This is a genomic window from Proteiniphilum sp. X52 (assembly GCF_003712195.1).
GTDB lineage: Bacteria > Bacteroidota > Bacteroidia > Bacteroidales > Dysgonomonadaceae > Proteiniphilum.
This window is the reverse complement of record NZ_RDSD01000001.1, coordinates 1-24613: the sequence shown is the minus strand read 5'-3', so window position 1 is coordinate 24613 and position 24613 is coordinate 1. Positions and strand designations below refer to the sequence as shown.

The 24613-nt window shown below is 42.4% G+C and carries 17 protein-coding genes; 12 read left to right on the top strand and 5 right to left on the bottom strand.

Going from position 1 to position 24613, the window contains the following annotated elements; translation table 11 throughout:
- Window positions 1-6: 6 nt before the first annotated feature.
- From D7D25_RS00080 to D7D25_RS18205, 5 genes are all read right to left on the bottom strand, one after another.
- The gene (locus D7D25_RS00080) at window positions 7-3336 is read right to left on the bottom strand and encodes a TonB-dependent receptor (protein ID WP_122966977.1); all 3330 of its coding nucleotides are present in this window, start codon (window positions 3334-3336) and stop codon (window positions 7-9) included.
- Window positions 3337-3365: 29 nt separating this feature from the next.
- Complete coding sequence (locus D7D25_RS00075) at window positions 3366-4844, bottom strand: DUF4992 family lipoprotein (protein WP_122966976.1); 1479 nt, start codon at window positions 4842-4844, stop codon at window positions 3366-3368.
- A gap of 123 nt (window positions 4845-4967) precedes the next feature.
- Window positions 4968-5828 carry a sugar phosphate isomerase/epimerase gene (locus D7D25_RS00070; protein WP_122966975.1) on the bottom strand — a complete coding sequence of 287 codons (861 nt, stop codon included), beginning with the start codon at window positions 5826-5828 and terminating at the stop codon, window positions 4968-4970.
- 680 nt (window positions 5829-6508) lie between these two features.
- The gene (locus tag D7D25_RS18210) at window positions 6509-7111 is read right to left on the bottom strand and encodes a transposase (RefSeq protein ID WP_221407935.1); all 603 of its coding nucleotides are present in this window, start codon (window positions 7109-7111) and stop codon (window positions 6509-6511) included.
- On the bottom strand, window positions 7059-7568 hold the full coding sequence (locus D7D25_RS18205; protein ID WP_221407934.1) for a DUF4372 domain-containing protein: 510 nt from the start codon (window positions 7566-7568) through the stop codon (window positions 7059-7061). The genes D7D25_RS18210 and D7D25_RS18205 overlap by 53 nt, the downstream gene beginning before the upstream one ends.
- Window positions 7569-7711: 143 nt before the next feature.
- On the opposite strand from D7D25_RS18205, the gene D7D25_RS00060 reads away from it, so the two are divergent.
- The 12 genes from D7D25_RS00060 to D7D25_RS00005 all read left to right on the top strand — a co-directional run.
- Window positions 7712-8245 carry an RNA polymerase sigma-70 factor gene (locus D7D25_RS00060; protein WP_255417106.1) on the top strand — a complete coding sequence of 178 codons (534 nt, stop codon included), beginning with the start codon at window positions 7712-7714 and terminating at the stop codon, window positions 8243-8245.
- A gap of 98 nt (window positions 8246-8343) precedes the next feature.
- Window positions 8344-9321 carry a FecR family protein gene (locus D7D25_RS00055; protein WP_122966973.1) on the top strand — a complete coding sequence of 326 codons (978 nt, stop codon included), beginning with the start codon at window positions 8344-8346 and terminating at the stop codon, window positions 9319-9321.
- A 156-nt stretch (window positions 9322-9477) separates the two neighbouring features.
- Window positions 9478-12882 carry a TonB-dependent receptor gene (locus D7D25_RS00050; protein WP_122966972.1) on the top strand — a complete coding sequence of 1135 codons (3405 nt, stop codon included), beginning with the start codon at window positions 9478-9480 and terminating at the stop codon, window positions 12880-12882.
- An 11-nt stretch (window positions 12883-12893) separates the two neighbouring features.
- The gene (locus D7D25_RS00045) at window positions 12894-14855 is read left to right on the top strand and encodes a RagB/SusD family nutrient uptake outer membrane protein (RefSeq protein ID WP_122966971.1); all 1962 of its coding nucleotides are present in this window, start codon (window positions 12894-12896) and stop codon (window positions 14853-14855) included.
- 213 nt (window positions 14856-15068) lie between these two features.
- Window positions 15069-16055 (top strand): glycoside hydrolase family 43 protein, encoded by a 987-nt coding sequence (locus tag D7D25_RS00040; protein ID WP_122966970.1) that lies wholly within the window; start codon window positions 15069-15071, stop codon window positions 16053-16055.
- A 98-nt stretch (window positions 16056-16153) separates the two neighbouring features.
- Entirely contained in the window at window positions 16154-18364 is a 2211-nt protein-coding gene (locus D7D25_RS00035) for an alpha-galactosidase (RefSeq protein WP_122966969.1), read from the top strand.
- A gap of 127 nt (window positions 18365-18491) precedes the next feature.
- The gene (locus tag D7D25_RS00030) at window positions 18492-18869 is read left to right on the top strand and encodes a hypothetical protein (protein ID WP_122966968.1); all 378 of its coding nucleotides are present in this window, start codon (window positions 18492-18494) and stop codon (window positions 18867-18869) included.
- Window positions 18870-18983: 114 nt separating this feature from the next.
- Entirely contained in the window at window positions 18984-20039 is a 1056-nt protein-coding gene (locus D7D25_RS00025; RefSeq protein ID WP_122966967.1) for a glycoside hydrolase family 5 protein, read from the top strand.
- 130 nt (window positions 20040-20169) lie between these two features.
- A complete protein-coding gene (locus D7D25_RS00020; RefSeq protein WP_122966966.1) occupies window positions 20170-20775 on the top strand; it encodes an HAD family phosphatase in 606 nt (201 codons plus the stop codon).
- Between the two features lie 133 nt (window positions 20776-20908).
- Window positions 20909-21889, top strand: coding sequence for an NlpC/P60 family protein (locus D7D25_RS00015; RefSeq protein WP_158602495.1), 981 nt, complete (start codon window positions 20909-20911; stop codon window positions 21887-21889).
- Between the two features lie 156 nt (window positions 21890-22045).
- Window positions 22046-23159, top strand: a protein-coding gene (gene prfB, locus D7D25_RS00010; RefSeq protein WP_122966964.1) for a peptide chain release factor 2 whose coding sequence is annotated in 2 segments (ribosomal slippage) — window positions 22046-22108 and window positions 22110-23159 — 1113 coding nt in all. Because the reading frame shifts where the segments join, the coding sequence is not laid out codon by codon here.
- Window positions 23160-23341: 182 nt separating this feature from the next.
- On the top strand, window positions 23342-24613 hold a 1272-nt coding region (locus D7D25_RS00005), incomplete at its 3' end, for a trypsin-like peptidase domain-containing protein (protein ID WP_122967323.1).

The window sequence follows — 24613 nt, the reverse complement described above, 5'->3', positions numbered from 1 at the left end:
TATTGTTTAGAATGAAACATTTATTCCCATTGTGATTTTCCGTAGAGTGGGATACCTACTGTAACTGGACATCGGGCTCATGAATTTATCTGGATAAGGGTTGTAAAAGTTCAACATATTTTGTCCAGTAATATTGATCCGGCAACTTTCTACTCCCACTCTGTTCGCCCATACTTTAGGGATAGTATATGCCAGTGTGATATTACGCAATTGTACCGTGGCATTGTTTACCTTCCAAAATGTTGAATTCACTCCGTTAACGTCTGAAAAGCGCAAGTTTGGATATTTTGCATCCAAATTCTGCGAAGCGACAATATTTCCCTGATCGTCGTAAACATCTTGATAAACAAACATGTTACCGGACCAGAAAGAAGGCAAATTGGTATATTGCATCACATTATAACCGGAAGCAGTGGAAACGATACTTTTATTTGTGATAGCTTCAAAAGGCATCATCGTGTAGCTTCCCCAAGATGCGCCTATTTGTGCGCTGAACGAAAGATTTTTCCATTCACCTCCCATATTTAGTGTAAATCCATACGGATTGCTGCTGTATGTCGATATTTTCACCATGTCGTTTTTATCGATCACATTGGCTACCGGATCAGAAGGGTCACCCGGTTCATAATATGTTCCGTCTGCTTTTTGAGAACCGCGTACATTCCGGTAGATCAACATACCCGGATGAATATCGGCCTGGGTTTTCCCCAGATAGGTCTGGATGTTATTTACTGCAAAATACTCGGCTATTTCCTGATAACTCCGGAACATCCCGATACTGGAATATCCCCACAGGCCTCGATCGGCCCGTTGATTCGGAACTAAATCATCCAATTCGCGAGTAGCCTCATCCTTCCACGGCGCTTTGAGTATTTTATTGTCCGAATAACCCGTGTTGAGTTTAATATAGTATTTAAAATCTTTTCCAATCCGATCTCTCCAACCCAGTGAAAGCTCTATACCGTAATTATCGATTGAGCCATAGTTGGAGGCTGATGCTAAAGCACCCACCGTCGACGGATAGTCAGGCGCATCGGTTATTGCCATGAATACATTGCGATTCCTGTCGTAGTAACCATCTAACGTAACTGTTAAACGGCTTTTCAGAAAAGCCATATCCAGCCCGAGATTACTTTTATAACTCTTATCCCAGTGAGAGTTGCGATTCGGCACCGAATTTGGTAGCTGAAAATGAGCTCCTGCGTTTAAATCGGGATCAGAACCGAAGATAGGGCCTTTCACTGCTTCCGATCCGTAGTATTGCAACCATGCCCAAGCCGTCACATTATCCCTACCTAAAATACCATAAGAACCCCGAATTTTAAAAAAATCCGTAAATTTCACATTATCCTTGAACCATTGTTCTTCCGAAAGTATCCAACCTAAAGACAAGGACGGGAATACACCCCAATAATTTTCAGGAGCGAATTTGGTGGAAGCATCGGAACGAATAAGAAACTCTGCAAGGTAGCGGTCGATGTAAGCATAATTCAAACGACCCACATAAGATAACACACCTGATTCCGAACGACTAAACCCTGTTGTCTGATCTCCGTTTGCCCCGTTTGATTGGAGATTGGTAAATGAATAGGGCTCTGTTACTTGCCCCCATACATATTCTCTCTCACTTTCAGCTTTTTCGATGGTAAATAAACCACTTATATTATGTAACCCAAACATACGGGCATATGATGCGATGAAGTTCATCTGATAATTATCGCCACGACTCATGTTTCTACGGATACGATTCCCGTTGGATACGGGAATTGTCGTCATGTTTTCGAAACTCACCGGATACCCCGGGGTGTCGACATACAGGTGACTACCGCTTCCTCCACGTCCGCCGTCTGCAAATTTGTAAAGCGTATAATCGGATCCAAACTGGTTGTCTTTTGTAGTGCTGATACTTTTTGAATATGTCACTTTAAACTTTAATCCTTTCAAAATCTGACTCCATCCAAAATCGTATTCCAATGAAGAATTGATTGTCATGTTTTGTGGCATATTCTTTGTAAAATTACCAATATTCTCTACCATATCGTAATGATAGCTCTGTGTCTGTTCGATTTGACCATTCGTAATACCATAAGAAGCGATCGGCAATCCGTTTACATATTCCGGAATATAACGCGGGCGGGTCAACAGACTAACATAATCCTTTTCATCATTCGATCCACCGACGACGCTATAGGCCTTTGTAGTGGAACCATAATCCCCGGACACCTGCAGCGAAGTCTTTATCCAATCGCTGATTTTGACATCTATACCGGCACGGTAATTCCAACGATCATAATCTATACGACCAAGATTTCCGTCTTGTGTAACATAGGATATACCGCCGAAATAAGTGGCATTTTCGCTACCTCCACTTACGTTAATACTATGTCGCTGCATTAAGGCCGAACTCCAATATTGATCAAGTAAATCATAGTTAAGCGACCTCATAGCTGCCAACTCATCGACCTGGAATAAATCGTTTTTCTTATCATAGGTACTTGTCGGATCAGCAGCACGGATGGCGTTCCAAGTAAGACCAAAATTATAAGAATCCATCATTTTGGAACGATAAAATTCATCGGTATAACCAAATTGTCCTCCGTACGAAATTTTCGGTTTACCTATTTGTCCGCGTTTCGTTTTCACAAGAACAACACCTTGAGCGGATCGAGCGCCATATACAGCCGCCGCGGCATCTTTTAGAACGGATATACTCTCGATCATACTTGCATCGAGATTGTTGAAAGCCGTTTCGTCGGCAATATAGTCATCAATGACGTACAATGGTACAAGTAATCCCGCACTACTGGTCGGAGCACTCACTGCCAAGTCACTATTGCGAATGACAATTCTTGCACTTTCACCCGGTCTATTGCTTGTTTCACTCACACTTACACCGCTAATCATACCTCTTAATGCTGACGAAAGATTAGTGACAGATAAGTCGGAAATTTCCTCCGGAGCTACGGTCGCTATGGATCCGGTCAGGTGTGCTTTCTTTTGGGAAGCATATCCCACGACAACCACTTCTTCGAGTTGCATGCGGTCTTCTTGCAACACAATATGTGTATTGTCAAAGTCAGAAATAGTTTGAGGAATGTATCCAATGTAGGAAATTGTCAGTTTTCCATTGTCCGGAACAGAAATCAAAAAATGTCCCTCAATATCCGTTATTGTGCCTCTGTCTGTTTCTTCAACTCTAACTGTGGCTCCGATAATGGGTTCACCCATCTCATCAACGACGGTACCTTTGATTGTGCGCATTTGCTGTGCATTTACAGGAACTGCAAATACGAGTGATATGCCTAAAAATAGACAGAAGATTAGATATCTTTTCATGTTTCTTATTTTTAATAACTTTGATTTTTTTATTCAACAGGCAGCCAACGCGGATCTCCGACTCGTTTGGATATCTGTTCCGCTCCATTCAATGTGAATTGACCATTGCCATTATATGTTAACTGCGGATCCGTTTCTATGTGTGTACCGCTTTCGTCCCTTCCACTGCTGATTTCACCGGAAGGAAATGCGCCATTATACCAATATGAATTATTTCCAGCGGTAAAAATTGCCGTCTTATTTCCTCTTCGCAGGCGTCTAACAAAACCACCCTCTTCCCCGGAATCAACAATGATGCAATTCTGGAGGGTGACTTTATCGGTACTTTGTCCCATGGCACCATTTGAATTAAATGACTGTGCTCCTTTAGGGAACTGGTAAAATGTTGAATGGGTAATGGTCATGCTTCCGTTTGCCCAAACTTCCATGGTTGGTCTCACGCTGCCCACATGCCCTGAAGATATCTGACAAATACGGTTACTGCTGTGCCCAACGACTTCGTTATAGAATGTGCTACCAATCATAGTCAGATCTTTTACCATACCAGATCGGAAACGAATTGTTGCCTGATTAAAAGTACTTGTATTCTGACCGATGATACAATCTTTGATAAGGAAAGTTCCAATAGCATATTTCTTTCCGTTGTCGTAAAACAGATACTGTTTTAACCCTTTTATTTCACACGACTGAATAGCAACAGGAGAAGTGGTAGGTATAACGATGTACCCGTTGGAAGACAATGAGGCTGCTGCTGTTTCATCAAAATTCGAATCCATCAGCATAATCGCATTGCTGGTAACATCGCCATCAAAAGAAGAGCAATCGATATCCATGAATTTTAGTACCAATCCTGCACCGCTGTTCAGGAAAGAACCGTTGGTTATGGTCAAATTTGCATGGTTCACTTTATTGCCACGAAAAGTAACGGAGGTCATTCCGATAGGTATGTTGCCGTCCATGGTATACTTCCCTCCGGCTTCCAGTTCATAACACAACTCTGTTGAGCTTTCAGGAATAGGATCAGCCGCGAAATATTCCGTCAGATTCGTCCCGTTCGGTATAATAGCCGTAACGGGAAGTAGATTATTGTAAGCAATTTCCGTCGCTGTTTCGGCTTCTTTGTTGTTGTATTTTTCATTACCCAGTGTTCTTATTACTATTTTATAGTAAGTATCCTCCCTCATTTCGCGTTCCACGGTACATCCATCCAGAATCTGCTTTTCTTCGCCGACAACTACAGGATTATCCGGATCATCTACTATATAAAGTGAAAATTCATAACCGCCTGCCCCCATCACAACAGGCCATTCAATTGTTAGTTTAGAACCATCTGCGCTGGGAGTAATAATGACGTCTTCTACCGCAGGCGATCCTAAAGTGACGTTTTCAACTCCAGCCGACCAAACATCATCATCCTGATATCCGTCAATACAAGAGACGAATAGAAACAACATCGCTACGCCTGTTAGCGTATATGTTTCTCTTTTAAATAAAGTACATTTGTTCATTGGTAAATTATTAAATAAAATATTAAGTTTTCTTTTTCGGCATGATTGGTTTTATATAGCATGACGAATTTCACTATTACATGTAATCACTCATTAATCTTAAGATTTAATTTTGTCTATTTATTATTGAAAAATCATCTTCAAATAATCGATATTGGTCCCAAAATTTTTCACCACATTGGTCGGTTCGTTTTTATCTCTGGACCTCTCTACAATAAGCCAACCGCTCCATTCCATTTCATCGAGTACTGATTTAATTTTCTTCATATCCAGTCTCTTGTTGTAAGGCAACGTAACATCATCGGTGTCCGTACAATGGATCTGGCAAATTCTTTCTGTTCCCAGTAATTTCAGTTCTTCATAGATATCCCTACCTGCTTCCAACGGATTTTGAAAATTATAATAGGTCTTAATGGCCGGAGAGCCGATCTCATCTAATAAATTAATTTCCGATGCAGCGTCCAACGAAGTCTCAATGCCTATCACCACACCTGCCTGTTCCGCCATATCGCCGGCCACTTTTAATCTCCTAATCAATTCAGGCCTGATATCGGGTCTTTTATTTAAATCGCCTTGAACCCCCAACGGTAAAAAGGCTATTCTCACATCCATATTTTTCATCGTCCGGATACAGTCATCTAACAGTTCCCTGTAATTTTCCCTCTCTACGAAAGATTGTGCATAAAAAGCCGACATGGCAATCGAAGCAATTTCCAGATTATATTTATCTGCCTCATTTTTGAACTGTTCAACAAAGATAGGATCTCGTAATTTATTATCGAACAGTTTCCTATTTCCCAGACCTCCCATATCTATTTCCACTCCATCGGCATTGAGTTCACTGGTCAATTCTAACGATCCAATCTTCTGACGCTTTAATATCATCCAATCGCATACGCCAATCTTATATCGCGGATGATCCGGCTCCTCATTAGGTCTTGCTCCCCATTGACAATTCACATAGATCAGACTCAGTAAGAACATAACAAATATTATAAACAAGGATCCGTAGGAGATTTTTCCACCTCTGCTTACATACTTTTTTATCACTTTCACCTACAATGTTTTAACATATTATATTTCTCTTGCTTTTCTTATGACGACAGAGCCTCTTTTTTGTAATCACATATATATTCTTAAATTAAAAAAATGAAGTTAAAAATCATACAGGCATGTCATCTGATATCACAATCAATCAGCATACAATCGTGTATCTATTTTTCTAATATGATAATAAATATGTTATGAATTTACTATTAAAACCAATTATGTCCTTATGTACCAAGATTCATCTACGCATTTATAAAATTGTTTTACGAGTAAAAGTTGGCCAACTGGATAACACAGGCGTTTATGGAAGATTACAAGAAATCGGCCCGGTAAATATCATGGATTCTTTGCTCTTTCATACAAAAAACAGTCTGTTTATCTGATATCTTTTCATTACTGTCCGATAAAAACCCATTTTGATTTTATTTTTTTGTAGCGGGTTTATTACCAGGCTTTATTTTCTATATTTCATCCATTTTCAAAAGGGAGCCCCGTTGAAAAGGGTTAGCATCTCCAATTTTTGGTCATCCCGTCGCCAATCTCTCTCCGGGTTTTCCAGGAATTTCATCAGATGCAGGTAGTTGAACAGGTGTATCCTGCAAAAAGAGACCAGGTTAGAGAACGCCCAAGGTCGATCCAGTCGCTTTTGGAGAATCGTGAGTATCAAGTTCACGATCAATACGCAATATATCTGTATTTTTATCGCGTTCTCGTTGTCTCCCAAGAAGTACTTGAGCGGAAAATTGCCTTTCAGCTGCTTGTAAAGCAGTTCGATCTGCCACCAAGTCGGCACGCATCTCGAACAGGTTGGAAAGAAACTCGAACTCGCACTTCAACTTCCTGTCATAAAAGACAACCTTGCGCAGCCTGAGCTTGCTTTCAACTCCATTCCCCTCCTTGACGGTCACTTCAATGATAGTGTCATCCAGCACCCCGCTGTGAATGCACTCGTCAAAATAGAGTCCTTCCCGCAGTTTATATACGGCATTATCCTTGATGCGGGTAACGAAGCCGGCACCTTTTTCGCAAAAGAGTTTGAATCCTTTATAATCTTTGTATCCCTTGTCAAAGACGTAAATGGCATTGTCGTTGGTAGAGAGTTTGCCCAGCAGCACGTGGTCATGGGTGGTGGCGGATGAAAACCAAACCATTTTGGGTGCGGCTTCATCGACATTGATCACGGTGTGTACTTTGATGCCCCCCCTTGCGCTTGCCACTGGAAGGAGTTCTACCCACGCACTTTAAAACATCCTGGAACAGGCTGATAACCGTGCTGTCAAAGATCTCGATTTGTTTGTTCATCACCTGTTTAAACCGGGTGTCCGAGATCACGCGCTGGTAATCCTGGAGCAAATCGTGGTATACACCGGCAAAGAAATCCACGCTCCTGCTCTTGTTCGCGTCCGACCAAGTGCTCCGGTAAGGAATGTGCGCTAGTTGGAAATGCCCGGTCTTGCCTGATAACCCGAGCATTGAACCGGCCACTTCGCGTAGCAAGGAGCATTTGGCAAACACGCAAAACAACATGCTGACCAAGTGATCCTTGGCTGTAAAACGCTTCATGTAGTGGTCCGCTTTATACTTCTTGCTGTTCCGGGAAATTATTCTTGTATCGATCATAGAGATGAGCTGTCCGAAAACCGATTGTTCGAAGAAATGTGTACTTTTGTTCATTGTAGTCTTGTTTTGTGATGAATACAAAACTACAATTATTAGTACGACGGGCAAACTTAAATTTGCCCTCGTACTTCTTTCAATTTTTTTTTATCGGACAACAGTGATATCTTTGTTTACGATAAATCAACCTATAAAGAATTTTGAACGAAAACAAACTGAAACTATACGAAGATATATTTATCAAATATTTTCCGAAAGTAAAATGTTTCATAACCCGCTTTATCAAATCCTCTGCAATAGCTGAGGAATTAACTCAAGATGTATTTGTGAAAATATGGGAAAACTTCGATAAGATCATGTATATCGAATACAGGGATGCATATATTTATAGGATTGCCCGTAATGCTGCTTTAGATTATATCACCCAAAAATATAAAGAAGAAAGCCTTATTGATAACGTTAAACTAAGGGAAGGTTATTCAATTGAAGAAGAGATGGATGCCAAAGAACTGGAATTACTTATCGAATTAACCGTTAACGGAATGCCTCCACAAAGGAAGAAAGTGTATGAAATGAGTCGAATAGATGGTCTTACTAACGATGAAATCGCAAAGAACCTGAATATTTCAAAAAAAACCGTAGAGAATCATTTAAACTTGGCTTTAAAAAGAATAAAAAAGATAATTACAGCTTTCCCGTTTTTATTTGTCATCATTGCCTCTCATCTACAATAATATTATCCCTAGCCCTTAGTTAAAAAAACAAAAAAATCTTATTTCATTAGGTGTGAATCAAATTTTTCCAGTTATCATTTATAAAGAAGGGAGAATCCATGTCAAAAATCAGGCAAATAGTACAATTATTTTTTGAAGGTGATCATCCGGCAGAAACAAAAAAGAAATTCTATCGATGGTTATTATCACCGTCATCCGAGTCAGAGAAAGAGAAAGCCTTGGTTGAACAGTGGAACGGTATCGAGTCAATAGCCGATTCTTCAACAAAGAACTCATTCAATGAAGTGATTGTCCGTTTTGGTGTTGACAAAAGAAAACAGAGGTTGAGAGCAACTCCTAAATTAATACGTATTGCCGCAGTTCTCTTAATTCCTATCATAACGGGCCTGGCAGCTTATTTGTACGTGAAAAACTCGGAAAACCAATCCGTGGAATTTGTCGAATATTTTACCCCCAATGCCAATCTCCGGAAAATAGATTTACCTGACGGTTCTTCAGTCACAATGAATTACGGTTCGATTATTGTGTATCCACGCAATTTTACGGCGAAAAGAAGAGAGGTTTTTTTAAGCGGAGAAGCTAAATTTACAGTCAGCCATGACAAAAAAAGACCCTTTATCGTAAAAACCAACGATATGAATATAGAAGCTTTGGGAACTATATTCAATGTCTCTTCTTACGTCGAGAACAGCGAGATCATAACGACTTTAGTGGACGGAAAGGTAAGAATAGACATGAAAAACTCCGAAGAAAACTTTGTCCTTGAACCTTTGCAGCAGATTGTACTTGACAGGGAAACCGGAAAGACATTCATACGGCAGGCTAAGCTGGAACTTGAATTGGCCTGGGAAAAGGGATATTTATCTTTTCAGAATGCAGATATAGAGGATATCATGCAGGAAATTCAACGCAAATATGATGTCAGGATATATGCTAATTATAAAGAAATCAAAGGTGAAAAACTTACTGTAAAATTCGCCCCGGACGAATCTCTTTACGAGATATTCAAAACAATACAATTATTGATTAACAAATTCAACTACAGGATAGAAGGAGATAATATATATATCTATTAATAAAAAACAGGCAAAAAACAAAAGCCCATGAAAAAAAGAACCGGAAAGTTGTACTTGCAGGTCACTTTCCGGTTTGAAATCGCAAATACATCCAATATACGTCAAAGCAATTGTAAAAAATGTATTTAACGACAAATTTTAAAAATAAATCTCATAATGAAAAAAATAATATCAAAACGGAAAACTTTTTCCATTTATCATCTTGTCTTGTTATTATGCTTATCCATACCCCTGACTATTTCGGCACAGACACAGCCTGTAAACATTCAAAAGACCAATGCAACAATAGCCGACATTTTTGAAGAAATTGAAAAACAAACAGGGCTTACTATCGCATTCAATGCTTCTACTATCGATGTAACACAAAAGAGATCCATTCAAGTAAAGGATCAATCTCTCGATAAAGTGCTCTCCGAAGTGCTCAAAGGTACAAAAACCACATTTAGGATACAAGACAAACGAATAATAATTTTGTCAGTCTCCCAAACGGATAGAGCATCACATTCTATGCAGCAGGATGTTGAAGAAAAAGAAATCAATGGAAAAATAACCGACAATGCAGGCGAACCACTCATTGGCGTTTCCGTCATGGAAGTAAACTCTTCCAGAGGAACTGTTACCGATATAGACGGGAAATTTACGATTAAAGTACCTGAAAAAACCACTCTTATTGTTTCTTATGTAGGCTATAAGACCAAGCGTGTGAATACCGGGAACATGAACACAATAAATATAGTCCTGGAAGAGGATGAAAGGCTTCTGGATGAAATTGTTGTCATTGGATACGGAACCATGAGACGAAGTGATATAAATGCCTCCATCGTATCCGTCAAACCTGATGATCTGGTAAAATCCTCTTCTCCTGATTTCTCCGAAATGCTGATGGGACGCGCAGCCGGGCTTACCGTTTCACAAACAAGCGCCCAACCCGGAGGTGGAATAGAAGTACTTATCCGTGGGGCAGCATCGACAGGAGCAGGAAATCAACCGCTCTATGTTATTGACGGCTTTCCTATCGTGAACGATGGCATTTCTCCCGGTAGTGGAACACAATGGAGTGCGGGAAACCGCAGCCCTCTTAGCGATATCAATCCGAACGACATTGCCTCCATAGAAATACTGAAAGATGCCTCAGCTACCGCTATCTATGGTGCAAGAGGTGCCAATGGTGTTGTCCTTATTACAACTAAACGCGGAACGAAACAAACACAGGTTGAGTATAATATGAGTACTTCCATACAGCAGATCATCAAAAGACCCGAATTGCTGAACGGAAGTGAATTCATGAGAGAGCAGGAACGCTATAATAAAGAACTGTATCTGATGGCCAATACAATATTTCCTTATGGCAACACCGATCCTTCCAACGTAAGCCCTTATTATCCTAAATATACGGAAGAAGAGATCCGCGCTGCCGGAGTAGGCACCAACTGGTATGACCTGATTACCCGTACAGGCAAAGTCAATCAGCACAACCTTACAATTACCTACGGAAATGATGACGTTAAATCGCTTGTATCGTTCAACGTTTTCGATCAGGAAGGGGTTATAAAGACATCAGGTTACAGCAGGTACAGCCTTCGTTATAATCTCGACCATAAGATAGTCAAATGGTGGGATTATGGGATATCGGCCCTTGGCTCATATGCTATGGAAAATAATGCAGCATTGGGTGGTGGACGCGATGCTGCCGCCGGAATAATCGAATCGGCTTTAAACTACAGTCCTCTTGTCAAAGCCGAAAGGAATCCCTCTACCGGAGCATGGATAGAAGATCCCAATCAGGCATTGTTGAATCATCCGCTTTCTTATCTCGACATGCAGGATAAGACAAAGACAAAACGTTTTTTAGCAACAGCTTACACTAATTTTCATATCATACAAGATATACTTTGGATAAAATTATCAGGCGGCACCGATATCCGAGACGGACTCCGGCAAGCCTATTACCCAATGACAACGCGTTATGGCAGTCAGATCGGAGGTGATGCCAACATCAACTCGGCATATAGGGAAGATTACTCAGCCGATGCTGTTGTCAACTTCCAACAAACACTAAACGACAAACATAAATTCATCGCGATGGGAGGTTACTCCTATCAGGTAATGAATTATGAAGACGCGTACGCACGGGCTATGGGATTTACCTCCGATGCCATTTCATGGTATAGATTACAGGCAGGGGAAAGAAGGCCGGTGGTGAGTTCATCCAAATCAAAACACGTACTGGCATCTTACTTCGGGCGTGTTCAATACTCCCTTTCCGATAAATATTTATTTACATTTACGGGACGTATCGACGGCAGCGACCGTTTCGGGAAAAACAACCGTTATGCTTTTTTCCCGTCAGGGGCTTTTGCCTGGCGCGCTATCAATGAAGACTTTCTCCACAATATTGATGGGTTGTCCGATGCTAAACTGAGAATCAGTGTGGGACAAGTAGGTAATGAGAATATAGGCAATGGTGCGGCATCCGAATATTACCAATTTGAGGGTAGGAATTATTACTTTGGCGACAGGGAAAAGCGCGGAGTAAATTTAGGTAAATTTGGGAATCCCAACCTGAAGTGGGAAACGACAACAGAAGCCAATTTTGGAGTAGATTACGGATTTTTCCGCAACAGAATAAACGGAAGCATAGACATATTTTACAAAGAAATAAAAGACTTGCTCAGTTACCGGGCATTACCTCATACATCCATTATAGGCAATATCCCTTGGAATATAGGGAAAACGCGCAGTTCCGGTGTTGAAGTAACGTTGAATACGATCAATCTGGAAGGGCCTCTTTACTGGGGATCAACCCTTACCTATACCTCTTACCGGGATAGATGGAAAGAAAGAGACCCGAAAGTAATACTAAGGCCTTATGAAAAAGCGGACGCACCTCTCACGGCCTTGTATGCACTTATCCCCGACGGAATAAAGCAACCGGGTGAAGAAACACCTTATATGCCCGGCCTGTTACCCGGACAACAAAAGTACAAAGATGTGAACGGTTTGGACGAAGAGGGCAATCTTACGGGAAAACCCGATGGCAAAATTGACCAGGCTGACGTAGTGTATATCGGCACCCATGCTCCCAAGTTCACCATGGGATTTAACAATGAATTCAAATACAAGGGATTTGATCTGAATCTTTTCCTTTATGCGTCGGTCGGAGCATACAGGTGGCCTTCCACTCATGTGGAACATGGCGTCTATGGCAGTTACGGAACACAGATGCTAAGGGATAATTATAATTATCTACGGGAGATCCAAAATCGCTGGGGTTCGGACAATCTGGATACGACTATGCCGAGCGGCGAAGTCAATAGTTACGATGCATTCGGAGCGCCTCATTTCGAAAAAGCGTCGTACTTGCGTCTTAAAAACCTGACACTAGGCTATGACATTACGAGACTTTTTAATACAAATAGACTGAATGCACGAGTTTTCTTCACAGGACAGAATTTGCTCACAATCACAGGTTATAAGGGTTTTGATCCTGAAGTAGAACGTGACAGAGCCTCTTACCCGCAACAAAAAACATTCTCTTTTGGTCTGGATATCAAATTTTAAAACCAAGAATCATGAAAGGTAAAATTAAATATATATTTATCTTATTATTAGGGTTTCACTTCTTATCATGTGAAGGAGACTTAAACCCTCAACTGTATGGGACCATCACCAACGAAGATGCATTCAAAACTCCCCAGGATCTTGAAGCCGCCACTACAGCGTTGTACTACGAACTCAGGCAAAAAGGATGGGGACCTTATCTTTTCACCGACGGAAGTTCTTTTGTTATGGATGTAGCCGTAACAGACGAATGGACTACAAAATGGGCCTGGACTAATTTTCTTAACGGAACATGGACAACCCAGGAAGCAATGGCCATAAGATTTTACGATTGGACTGCACCCAATATCACACGCTGTACATATACCATTGCACGAATAGAAGAATGTGCGTTAAGTGATGAGGTGAAAAACGAATATATCTCTCAAATCAAAGCTTTACGCGCCTTTTTCATGTTCGACCTTTACCGGTTCTACGGACCCATGCCGATGATCATCGAAGCGGAACGCGCCATCAATCCAGATCCTGATTATAGGCCTGAAAGACCCTCGGCAGAATCGGTGGAAGAATTCATCAGGACAGAATTAAGAACCGCTGCCGATATGCTGCCCGTCGAATGGAGTCAATACGGCAGAATAACCAAAGGGGCTGCTCTACACTATTTGCTAAAATACCACATGTTTAAGAAAGAATGGCAGGAGGCATTGAATATAGCAAATGAGATAATCGGCTTGAATTATTACAGACTTGAAGAAAATTATGCGGATATATTCTCAGCACAGAATGAAGGTAACCGCGAGTTGATATTTGTCATACGTGCCGAGGCATTGGCCGATTACGGCAATCATACTTATGCCAATATTCTGCCCGGGGATTTCGCATCGCCTCACGGCAATGTGGTCGACGGATGGAACGGACATCGCATGCCCTGGGATTTTTATGATACGTTTGACGAAAATGATAAAAGACGCGAATTGGCTGTAGTTGAATACAGGACAAAAAGCGGATCTATAACCAACCTGAGAGAAACAGGAGACATTGGTGCATTACCCCTGAAATATGGAATAGACCCTGAGGCATCCGGAATATGGGCCGGAAACGACAAAGTAATGGACAGATATGCCGAAGTATTATTGTTCAAGGCAGAGGCATTGAATGAACTGAACGGCCCTAATGAACAAAGTATCAATCTGATCAATGATATCCGAAAACGTGCCTTTGGAGCCGGAGTATCCATTCCCTCTGAAATTATTTTGAAAGAGGAGTTTGATACGGAAATCAATGGGAATGCTGCCGGTTTTTTCACAATGAATAATTATGATGAAAATAACGGTGCAGCATGGACCTACGCTATTGATAATACAAGTGTGCTATCGGGTGAAAATTCGTTGCATATAAACGTGATACGATCCAATAATGAATTTTGGGCTCTTCAGGTACGGGCCGACAACCAACCTGTAAAGAAAGACCGGACTTATTCAGTCAGGTTCAACGTTAAATCCAGTCAAAACATGAATCTTGATTTCCGTTCCGAAGGACCGTTATCTCACACAGAGATTATTCCTTTGACTGCCGGTGAGGTTAAAAATGTTTCTTTTGACACAACTTCCGCAGGAGAAGACGGAAATTGCGTAATATTCTTTGCATTGGGAAACACCGGAAACAATTATGACATCTGGATCGATGATATTGTATTTGAGGCCAAGGAACAAGTAACAGGCGGTGTCGGGGATTTTCTTATCAAACTGTCTGACTTTCCCGATAAAGAAAGCCTAAGAGATTGGATATTGAAAGAGAGAGGTTGGGAATTTTGGTATGAAGGTAAAAGAAGACCGGATCTCATACGTATGAATAAATATATTGAAGTCGGCCAACAAGTAGGAAACAATTTTGGTGAAAAAAACCTGCTGTTCCCTCTTCCATCGCATGTATTGATTGAAAATCCGAGGATAAAACAAAATCCGGGATATTAACAAAAGGTTATTTTAGAGGGTGTGCTAAAAATGAGAATTTGTTTAATACACCCTCTACTAAAAGCTACTGATATGGAGAAGCTGTTTGCTTCTTATTTAAGATATTCCGCAATAATTAAATATAATTATTTACTCTAAGGACAGGTTATTTAGAAACAAAACAAAGAGTATCACATAATTATCTTATAAAAAATCAACAAAAAAGATACAACAATGAAAAAAGCATTTAATTCGTTCCTTTTATTCTTCTTTTTTACAAACACTATCTTTATACAAGGTTGTGAGAACGGGAAAGATCCCAATCCTGACAATCCTACGCCGACACCCGAACCGGAGGAGATCTATGACCTCCGGGTAAATGAGATGCATGTTCGCGATCCATTCATATTGGTGGACAGGGAAAATCAGGTATATTACATGCATGTGAATGGGAATAAAAAAGTCAGAGTTTACAAAAGTAAAGACCTGACCATGTGGAAAGATATGGGAATCGCTTTTAACCCAAGCAGTGATTTCTGGGGAAAATCTGATTTCTGGGCACCCGACGTATATCACTATCAACACAAATATTACATGTTTATCACTTTAAGCGCACCGAATATCAAACGAGGGACATCCGTTTTGGTTGCCGACAAACCAGAAGGTCCTTTTACTCCTGTGGTAAACAGGGCGGTTACACCATCGGAATGGATGAGTCTCGACGGGGCGCTGTATGTCGATAAAGATAAAACCCCATGGATAATATACTGCCATGAATGGCTCGAAGCAGGAGACGGGGAGGTAGTTGCCCAACAGCTCAAAGAAGACCTCACGGAAACCGTAGGCGAACCCAAAGTGTTGTTTAAAGCATCGGAAGCCCCATGGGTTGGTGATATTTCTTCGGGAAATACTACCGGAAAAGTTACGGATGCACCTTTCATTCATACATTGGACAATGGGCTATTGATTATGTTGTGGTCGAGTTTCCGCAAGGACGGAAAATATGCCATCGGGCAAGCAACCTCACAATCAGGGGATTTATTGGGTCCATGGACACAGGAAGCCGAACCATTGAATGATGATGATGGAGGCCATGCCATGCTGTTTAACGATGTTAAGGGGCGTTTGATGATTTCATATCATGCACCTAACAGTAATACAGAAAGACCTCTTATTAAGCAGGTTTACATCAATAATGGAAAAGTTATGATACCTGATTAGCATATAAAACTAGTATAATTAATTTTAATAGTTATCTTAATTTTGTAGTTCATCACTGCAGGATATATTTTATATAGGAATAAATAGTTTTAATCATAATGAAAAATAGAATTATCTATACTATAATACTCTTTTTGACATCTCAACTTATATTTTCTCAGGAGAATAAAGTCTGTTCGATAAACACAGACAATACTGCATTGATCTTCACGGTAAGTGAAACCGGTAGATTGACATTTCGTTACTACGGAAAAAAATTGAATGACGAATCCGTATTTGCAAATGTGAAAAGCTACGGAAAAGCCGACACAAACCGCGATCTGAGTTATGAAACCTACCCCACAAACGGCCTGGGTTATGTAAATGAACCGGCTTTGAGCGTGATTCATTCCGATGGCAGTCTCATCACGGAATTGGTATATACGAACACAGAGGTGATAAAAAAGGATGAAAATATTACGCATACAATTATCAGCCTCAAAGACAGGGTGTATGACCTGAACGTATATCTCCATTTTGAGTCATACCATAAAGAAGACGTAATCGCCCAATGGGTCAGGATAAAAAACGACGAAAAAGGCAGTATACAACTGAAAAATATATATTCCTCATTCCTTAATCTGAAAGCCGGCAGCTATTACCTGACGCATTTTAACGGGGCATGGGCGGGAGAAATAAACCGCGTGGAGGAGAAACTCGAATACGGTATAAAGAGTATTGAATCGAAAAAAGGAGTACGGACTACCCAAACCGAGAATCCGTCTTTCATCCTATCTTTAAACCATCCCGTTGAAGAGAATGCAGGAATTTGTTACGGAGGTGCATTGGCATGGTCGGGAAATTATAAATTGTCGTTTGAATTGGACGAATTAGACCATTTAAATATTCTGGCCGGCATAAATCCTTATTTATCGGACTACACGCTTGAAACGGGAGAATCTTATGAGACTCCTAAAATGATCTATACATACAGCAGGGAAGGACAAGGCCTTATATCACGTAATTTCCATAATTGGAGCCGTTCGTATGCATTGCACAAAGGTTACGAAGAGCGTCCCGTAGTGTTGAATAGTTGGGAAGGAGCCTATTTTAATTTCACGGAACAGACCATTATCGATATGATAGACGATGCTGCCCGTATGGGGGTAGAAATGTTCGTACTGGATGACGGATGGTTCGGGAATAAATATCCCCGTAACGGCGATAACGCAGGATTGGGCGATTGGCAGGTAAACAAGAAAAAACTACCGAACGGATTGCAATACCTGATCAACTATGCGGAAAGGAAGGGAATAAGATTTGGCATATGGATCGAGCCCGAAATGGTTAATCCGAAAAGCGAGCTTGCTGAAAAACATCCCGATTGGATCGTGCAGAGTCCGGGACGTGATAAAATAACATTAAGGAATCAGTTACTGTTGGATTTGACCAATCCTGAAGTGCAGGATTTTATCTGGGAAATGGTAGATAATCTCTTAACGGAAAATAAGGGAATTTCCTATATTAAATGGGATGCCAACAGACATGTTGAACAAGTCGGATCGACCTATTTAAACGCAGAAAGACAAACCCATTTTTGGATAGAATATACAAAAGGTTTATACAGTATTTATGAGAAAATCAGGGAAAAATATCCCGACCTTATATTTCAGGTATGCGCTTCGGGTGGTGGGCGTGTTGACTACGGGGCACTACCCTATCATGATGAATTCTGGACATCGGACAATACAGATCCGCTCAAACGTTTGTATATACAATATTCCACCAATCTGATCTACCCTCCGGTAGCCACCGCGGCCCACGTTTCCACCAACCCGAACCACCAGACAGGGCGTATTACTCCGTTAAAATTCCGTTTTGACGTGGCAATGACCGGTCGGTTAGGACTTGAATTGCAACCCAAAGACATCGTTGGCGAGGACTGGGATTTTGCCCAACAGGCAATTCGTGATTATAAGGCATACGTAAGACCTCTTGTCACAAAAGGGGATTTGTACCGCCTTATTTCGCCTTACGATCCCGGTAACAATTATGCTGCCCAGATGTATGTAAGCAAAGATAGTAAGAATGCTGTAATGTTCGCATTTTGTACCGAAATCAATAATCGTGGAGTTGTTCCCCGTATTCATTTACAAGGACTCCATCCCGATAAATCTTATCGAATAAAGGAAATCAATAATCGTGGAAGATCTTCATTTTGGGGTAACGACAAGGTCTTCAAAGGAGAGTTTTTAATGAATGCAGGTATCGAAATTAATATCTCAACCCAGTTCGATAGTGCTGTCTTCTTGTTGGATGAAGTTCTTTAAATATATATATCAACAATTATAAGGACAAAAAGATGGGGTTATGCAAATTATAAAATTACATTTTGTATCTTTACGCCACAGCATATTGCGTGGCTTTTCAATTAATTAAACAAAAAACAGGTACAAAATGAAAAAAATCGGTGTTTTATTATCAGCAGTATTATTATTAAGCCTGCATACAACGTTGTATTCAAGCGATTTGACAAAATCCGTACAAGGCACGTGGACCGCGAAAGTGGCCGACGCGCCGTATGGGTACCAAGATTATCAGGTAACCATAAAACAAGTGGAAGATAAGTGCGTGGCGGATATCACAGGTTCACAACTGAATGTAAAGAATCAGGAGTTGAAAGAAGCTGACGGGAAACTGACAACGACTGTATATGCGGGGGAAAATGTGAAAGTAGTGATCTGGAAAGAGAAAAACAAGGTGAAAGGAACGGCCGACACCTCCATGGGTAAGTTGCCGATTGAATTTACCCGTAAAAAAGAATCCAAGCAGTGAGGGAAACGGGAATTTGCCTCAATGGGGTTACATTCTCTTTATTTACTCTTTTGTGCGCAGGAGATGGGTCAAATAGAAAAAAATATCTTTGAGATACCAATATAAAATTCTAAAATGAAAAAGATTTACACATTTCTCTTTCCGGTGCTTTTATTTGCGCTGCTGAATTGTATTCACGCCGACTCCAAAGGATCGGAGAATCACGATTCGGAAAAAGAACCATCATGGGCGACAGCCCATGAAATAAACAAACGGCTGGCCCGGGGAATGAATATCGGCAATACCTTCGAAGCAATGCCTTCATGGCAGTCGCCGTTCGACCCACAGGATTTGCGACGCATAGCCGACCTCGGCTTCAGCCATGTGCGAATCCCCATCCGATGGGAAAGGGAAGACCGGAGTATATCTTCCAGCCCATATACCATTTATCCCGAGTTTATGGAAACCATACAATCGGTCGTGGATGAATCACTCAGAAACAAGCTGCATGTCATTATCAACATGCACCATCACGATGCGCTCTATGCTGATCCGGCAGGACAGAAAGAACGTTTCCTGACGCAATGGCAACAGATTGCCGATCATTTCAAAGAGTATCCCGACAGCCTGCTCTTCGAGATTATGAATGAACCGCATGATAATCTGACTGCCGATCTATGGAACAATTATTCAAAAGATGCCCTGCAGGTGATCCGCGAAAGCAATCCCATGCGCTGTGTGCTATTGGGTGTGGCCGAATGGGGCGGAGTCAATGCATTACAAAAGCTCGACATCCCCGACGATGCGAACCTTATCCTTACTATCCATTATTATCATCCTTTCCATTTCACCCATCAGGCCGCGGAGTGGGTGGAAGGGTCCGAAGCGTGGCTGGGAACTACCTGGCGGGATACGGAAGAGGAGCGTAAGGCGATACAGGAAGATTTCAGGTTGGCAAAACAGATAGCCAAAGAGAAAAATATTCCCGTTCATATCGGAGAATTCGGGGCGTTTTCACGAGCCGACATGGATTCCCGAATCCGTTGGACACAATATCTGGCGCGTTGGATCGAACAGCAGGGGTTCAGTTGGGCATACTGGGAATGGAATGGAAGTTTCGGTATTTTTGATCCGAAAACAGGCGCATATCGTACCGAATTGGCAGACGCCCTGCTTAAAAATCCCATTTAAAGAATAATATTGAAACGCGCGGGAGAATTGTTTTAATCGTATGAAACGAGCATGATAATTGTTCTCACACAAGAACACGATCAAAAAGCGAGTTGCATATGACACCATTGAAAATAAATATTTTAGTCATATGAAACCATTAAAGAATATTGTCTTTGACTTCGGTGGGGTACTGATTGATTGGAATCCCATTTATCTCTACCGGGAAATCTTCGATAAAGAAGAGGATATGAATCATTTCCTGGGACACATATGTCGCTATGAATGGAACGTGCTGCAAGATGCGGGCCGTTCGCTGGCAGAGGGCACGAGGGTCTTACAGGAGCAACATCCTGAGTATCGTGAAGAAATAGCGATGTATTACGGTCGATGGGATGAGATGCTGGGAGGTACCATCGAAGAGAATGTAAAACTGATTAAACCGCTGAAAGAGAAATACAAAGTATACGGCCTTACCAATTGGTCGGCTGAAACGATCCCTATTGCCATGGAACGCTACAATTTTTTCAAGGATCTGGACGGGATGGTTGTTTCAGGGGCGGAAAAGACAGTAAAGCCCGATCCGCGACTCTATCGTATTTTGCTGGAACGTTATGGAATACAAGCCGGGGAATCTCTATTCATCGATGACAATCATACGAACATCGAGACCGCGCAACAACTGGGATTCCAAACGATCCATATGGTGGATGGGGTAAATCTGGAGGAAGTGCTGAAAGCAAGAGCTATCCTGTAATATATTTTGCCTGATCTGTTCTTTCCTCCCACCCGCACGGTCTTTGTTGTTAAAAAATAAGAAGTATGCTCGATACAACAACGATTTTACCTATTTTTGCGGTCTATATATGTTACTCTACAGCGTGTTTACTATGTCATCCAGGAATAAGGGCTGGTTAAAAGCCGTTTCCCTTGCAACCATAACTATTATCCTGTCCTCCTGCGGTGCGGGAAGAACCACTGTCTCCAGTAGCAAAACATCCACCACTTTACAGGACGATATCATCCAATATGGAAGGCAATACCTGGGCAAACCTTACCGGTTTGCCGGAAAAGGGCCTCACTCTTTCGATTGTTCAGGTTACACCTCCTTTGTATTCAGAAAATTCGGATACAGATTGGATCCCAGTTCAGCCGGACAAGACAGGCAAATCCCCACTATCGCCAGAAGGGAAGATCTCAGGAAAGGGGACCTTGTCTTTTTTGAGGGAAACAGAAGAAACGGAAGAGTCGGACATGTGGGAATAGTGACGGAAGCATTTTCCAACGGACAATTTAAATTTATACATTCTTCCACCACCAGTGGAGTGATCATATCTTCCTCCACTGAAATATATTACGCGTCCCGCTATTTACGCGGGGGGAGAGTTTTGGAGGAAAATGCATCTTATGTGACACGACGTAATCCTCCCGCCAGTAAAAAACAACGTGTCGCGACAAATAAAGAACCGGCACAACCCAATATTCCGGAAGTAACTCTCCGCGAAACAGTGGAATCCACGGCAACCACCCGACAAGGGGAAGATCATTCGGCGAACGGATCTATTATTCTGGCGCAGACCGATCCGCAGAAAAATCCGCCCCTCACGCGTCACCAATCAACCACGCGCGGGAAAGGGCAGGGAAAAGACACCCTTCGGCGGGCAAAAAGCGACATGGTGTTGAGAGAAGAAGAGAATTCTATAATCTCCTCTCCTGCTAAAAGCCATACAGTAGAAATGGGTGAAACACTCTACTCCATCTCCCGGATATACGGATGCAGCGTAGAGCAATTGAAAGCATGGAATCCACAACTGAAAACGGTATTAAAAGCGGGAGAAACCTTACTCGTCTATACTGATTCACCTGAATAACATACCATAAAGCCATCCATCCGCATTTGAATTTCCTTATCTTAATGGATTTTCGGTATCTTTTGTGTATTTTTGTCGCTCCTTACAAAGTCAATTCTTTCCTTATGCCGGAAAGTTGACGAAGATCAAAGAAAAGTATCACATAAAAAATATCATATGATAACGACAGACCAACTAAAAGATGTGTTGGAGCGCGAGGACGCGCTGAGGGGGTATCTTTGACGTCGATGCAAAGCGTATCCAATTAGAAGAGGAGGAACTACGCACCCAATCGCCCGATTTCTGGAATGACGCCAAAGCGGCTGAACAACAGATGAAGGTGGTGCGTGAGTTAAAATACTGGATCAATGCATACCAGGAGGTAAAGTCCGCAACTGAAGAATTACAGTTAGCATTCGACTTCGCCAAGGAAGGAATTGTGTCGGAAGAGGAGGTGGACGCCAATTACACGCGCGCGCTTCAACTGATCGAAGAACTGGAGTTGAAAAACATGCTCCGTCGTGAGGAGGATCAATTAGGCGCGGTACTAAAGATCAACGCCGGTGCAGGCGGGACGGAGAGCCAGGACTGGGCTTCGATGCTCTTCCGCATGTATCAGCGCTGGTGCGAGAGCAAGAACTATAAAACCCTCGTCACCCACTGGCAGGATGGCGATGATGCCGGCATCAAAACCGCCACCCTGCAGGTGGAGGGCGATCTGGCTTACGGATTCCTGAAAAGCGAGAACGGCGTGCACAGGCTGGTACGCGTGTCCCCCTTCAACGCGCAGGGCAAACGGATGACTTCGTTTGCTTCGGTGTTTGTCGTCCCGTTGGTTGACGACTCCATTGAGATAGAAGTGAATCCGGCCAACCTGAGTTGGGACACTTTCCGTTCGTCAGGAGCGGGAGGACAGAATGTAAACAAGGTGGAGACAGGCGTGCGCCTGCACTACCAGTATAAAGATCCTGACACGGGCGAAGAACAGGAAATAGTGATTGAGAATACCGAGAGCCGTTCACAAATGGGTAATCGCGAAAACGCCCTGCGTTTGCTTAAGTCGCAGCTTTACGAGATAGAACTGGAGAAACGCCGTGCGGCGCAGGCAGCCATTGAAGCAGGTAAAAAAAAGATCGAATGGGGATCCCAGATCCGCAGTTATGTATTCGATGACCGCCGTGTAAAGGACCACCGTACCAACTACCAGACATCAGATGTGACAGGTGTGATGGACGGTGATCTGGATGAGTTTATCAAAGCCTATCTAATGGAATTTGGAGGCGAAGCATAGTGCCAGACGAAAAGAACCCCAAAAAATCTTCATGCGGTTAAATATCATTCCTGTCACTTACTCCGCTTTCTTAGATAAATAATTTAGCGCGAAATGACGGCTATTCCTTAAAAAACCTTACATTTGCAGTTATTTCTTCAATTACAAAAGAAGAAATAAAAAATTGAAATTAATTCCTATTCATGAGAAGTATACCTTACTCTTTCCAGCCTATACTGAAGAGCAGTCTTCTATTTGTTTTCTGTTTCCTCTTCCATACGGTTTCGGGGCAGATCAGTTACGGGGGCAAACCCCTTCCGCTTCACGCCGGCATGGGGGCAAGATATATAGAACCGGCCACAGATCTTTTCGTGGATATGCCCTCATTCAACGTGACGGCAGCATTACGGCAGTCGCGGCAGGATCGGGCAAACCTCAAAAGCTTAGAGTTTGCCCACAAATTTCATCCGTTCCTCCGTCCTGACAATTCAGGTATTTGCTTTGTTACCGGCAATATGAAGGTATGGCGTGTGGGGATTCGTTCGAAAGGTGCTTACTCATTGAATATTCTTTTTTCAAAGTTCAGGTTACCCCCGGGGGCCCAATTGTTCGTGTATAACTCTGACCAGTCGGAGATCTTAGGTTCATATACCGAAAAAAACAACACGGAACTAAACATGCTTCCCGTACAGCCTGTCGGGGGCGATGAATTAATCGTGGAATATCAGGAACCGCTGGAAGCGGTATTCAAGGGTGAGGTCGAGGTAGGTGAAGTAAATCACGATTTTCTGGGGATCTTCTTCAGGGCCACTGAGATGGGAGACCCGCAGCAGGATTGCCATCCCAACCTGATTTGCTACCCGGAGGACATCCAACCCGGAAGCGGGGTGGTGGGACTGATCATCAACGGGATAACCTATTGCACCGGCACTCTTGTAAACAATACGGCAGAAGATGGCACACCCTACCTGCTGACTGCCACCCACTGCCTGAATAACAATTACAACCCCAGCTTCCTGGCCAACAGAAGATATGACATGGTTGCCGGCAGCATCGTCGCCTTTTTCAATTACCATTCACCGTTGTGCGATACTGATATCCGCGGCCCGTTACAGATGACCATGGCTTCGGCCGATTCGGTACTGATCAGCGAAAGACATGATATCTCCCTGCTCAGGTTGAAAGAGATCCCTCCGGCAGAATACCAACCCTATTATCTGGGATGGAATGCCCGCTCTTCTCCTTCAGCACCGTTCCACGGCCTGCACCACCCCAACGGAGGGGTCAAGAAAGTGGCCATAGACGAAGACCGGTTACACCTCGGTTCGTTTGCTCTTCCCAATAATTACCAGGCTGAACCCAACTCCTTTTGGGAAGTAGGGGCATGGGATACCGGATCCACCGAAGGGGGATCCTCGGGTTCGCCACTCATCGACAGGGAAAAAAGGGTATTGGGCACCCTTACCGGAGGGGCG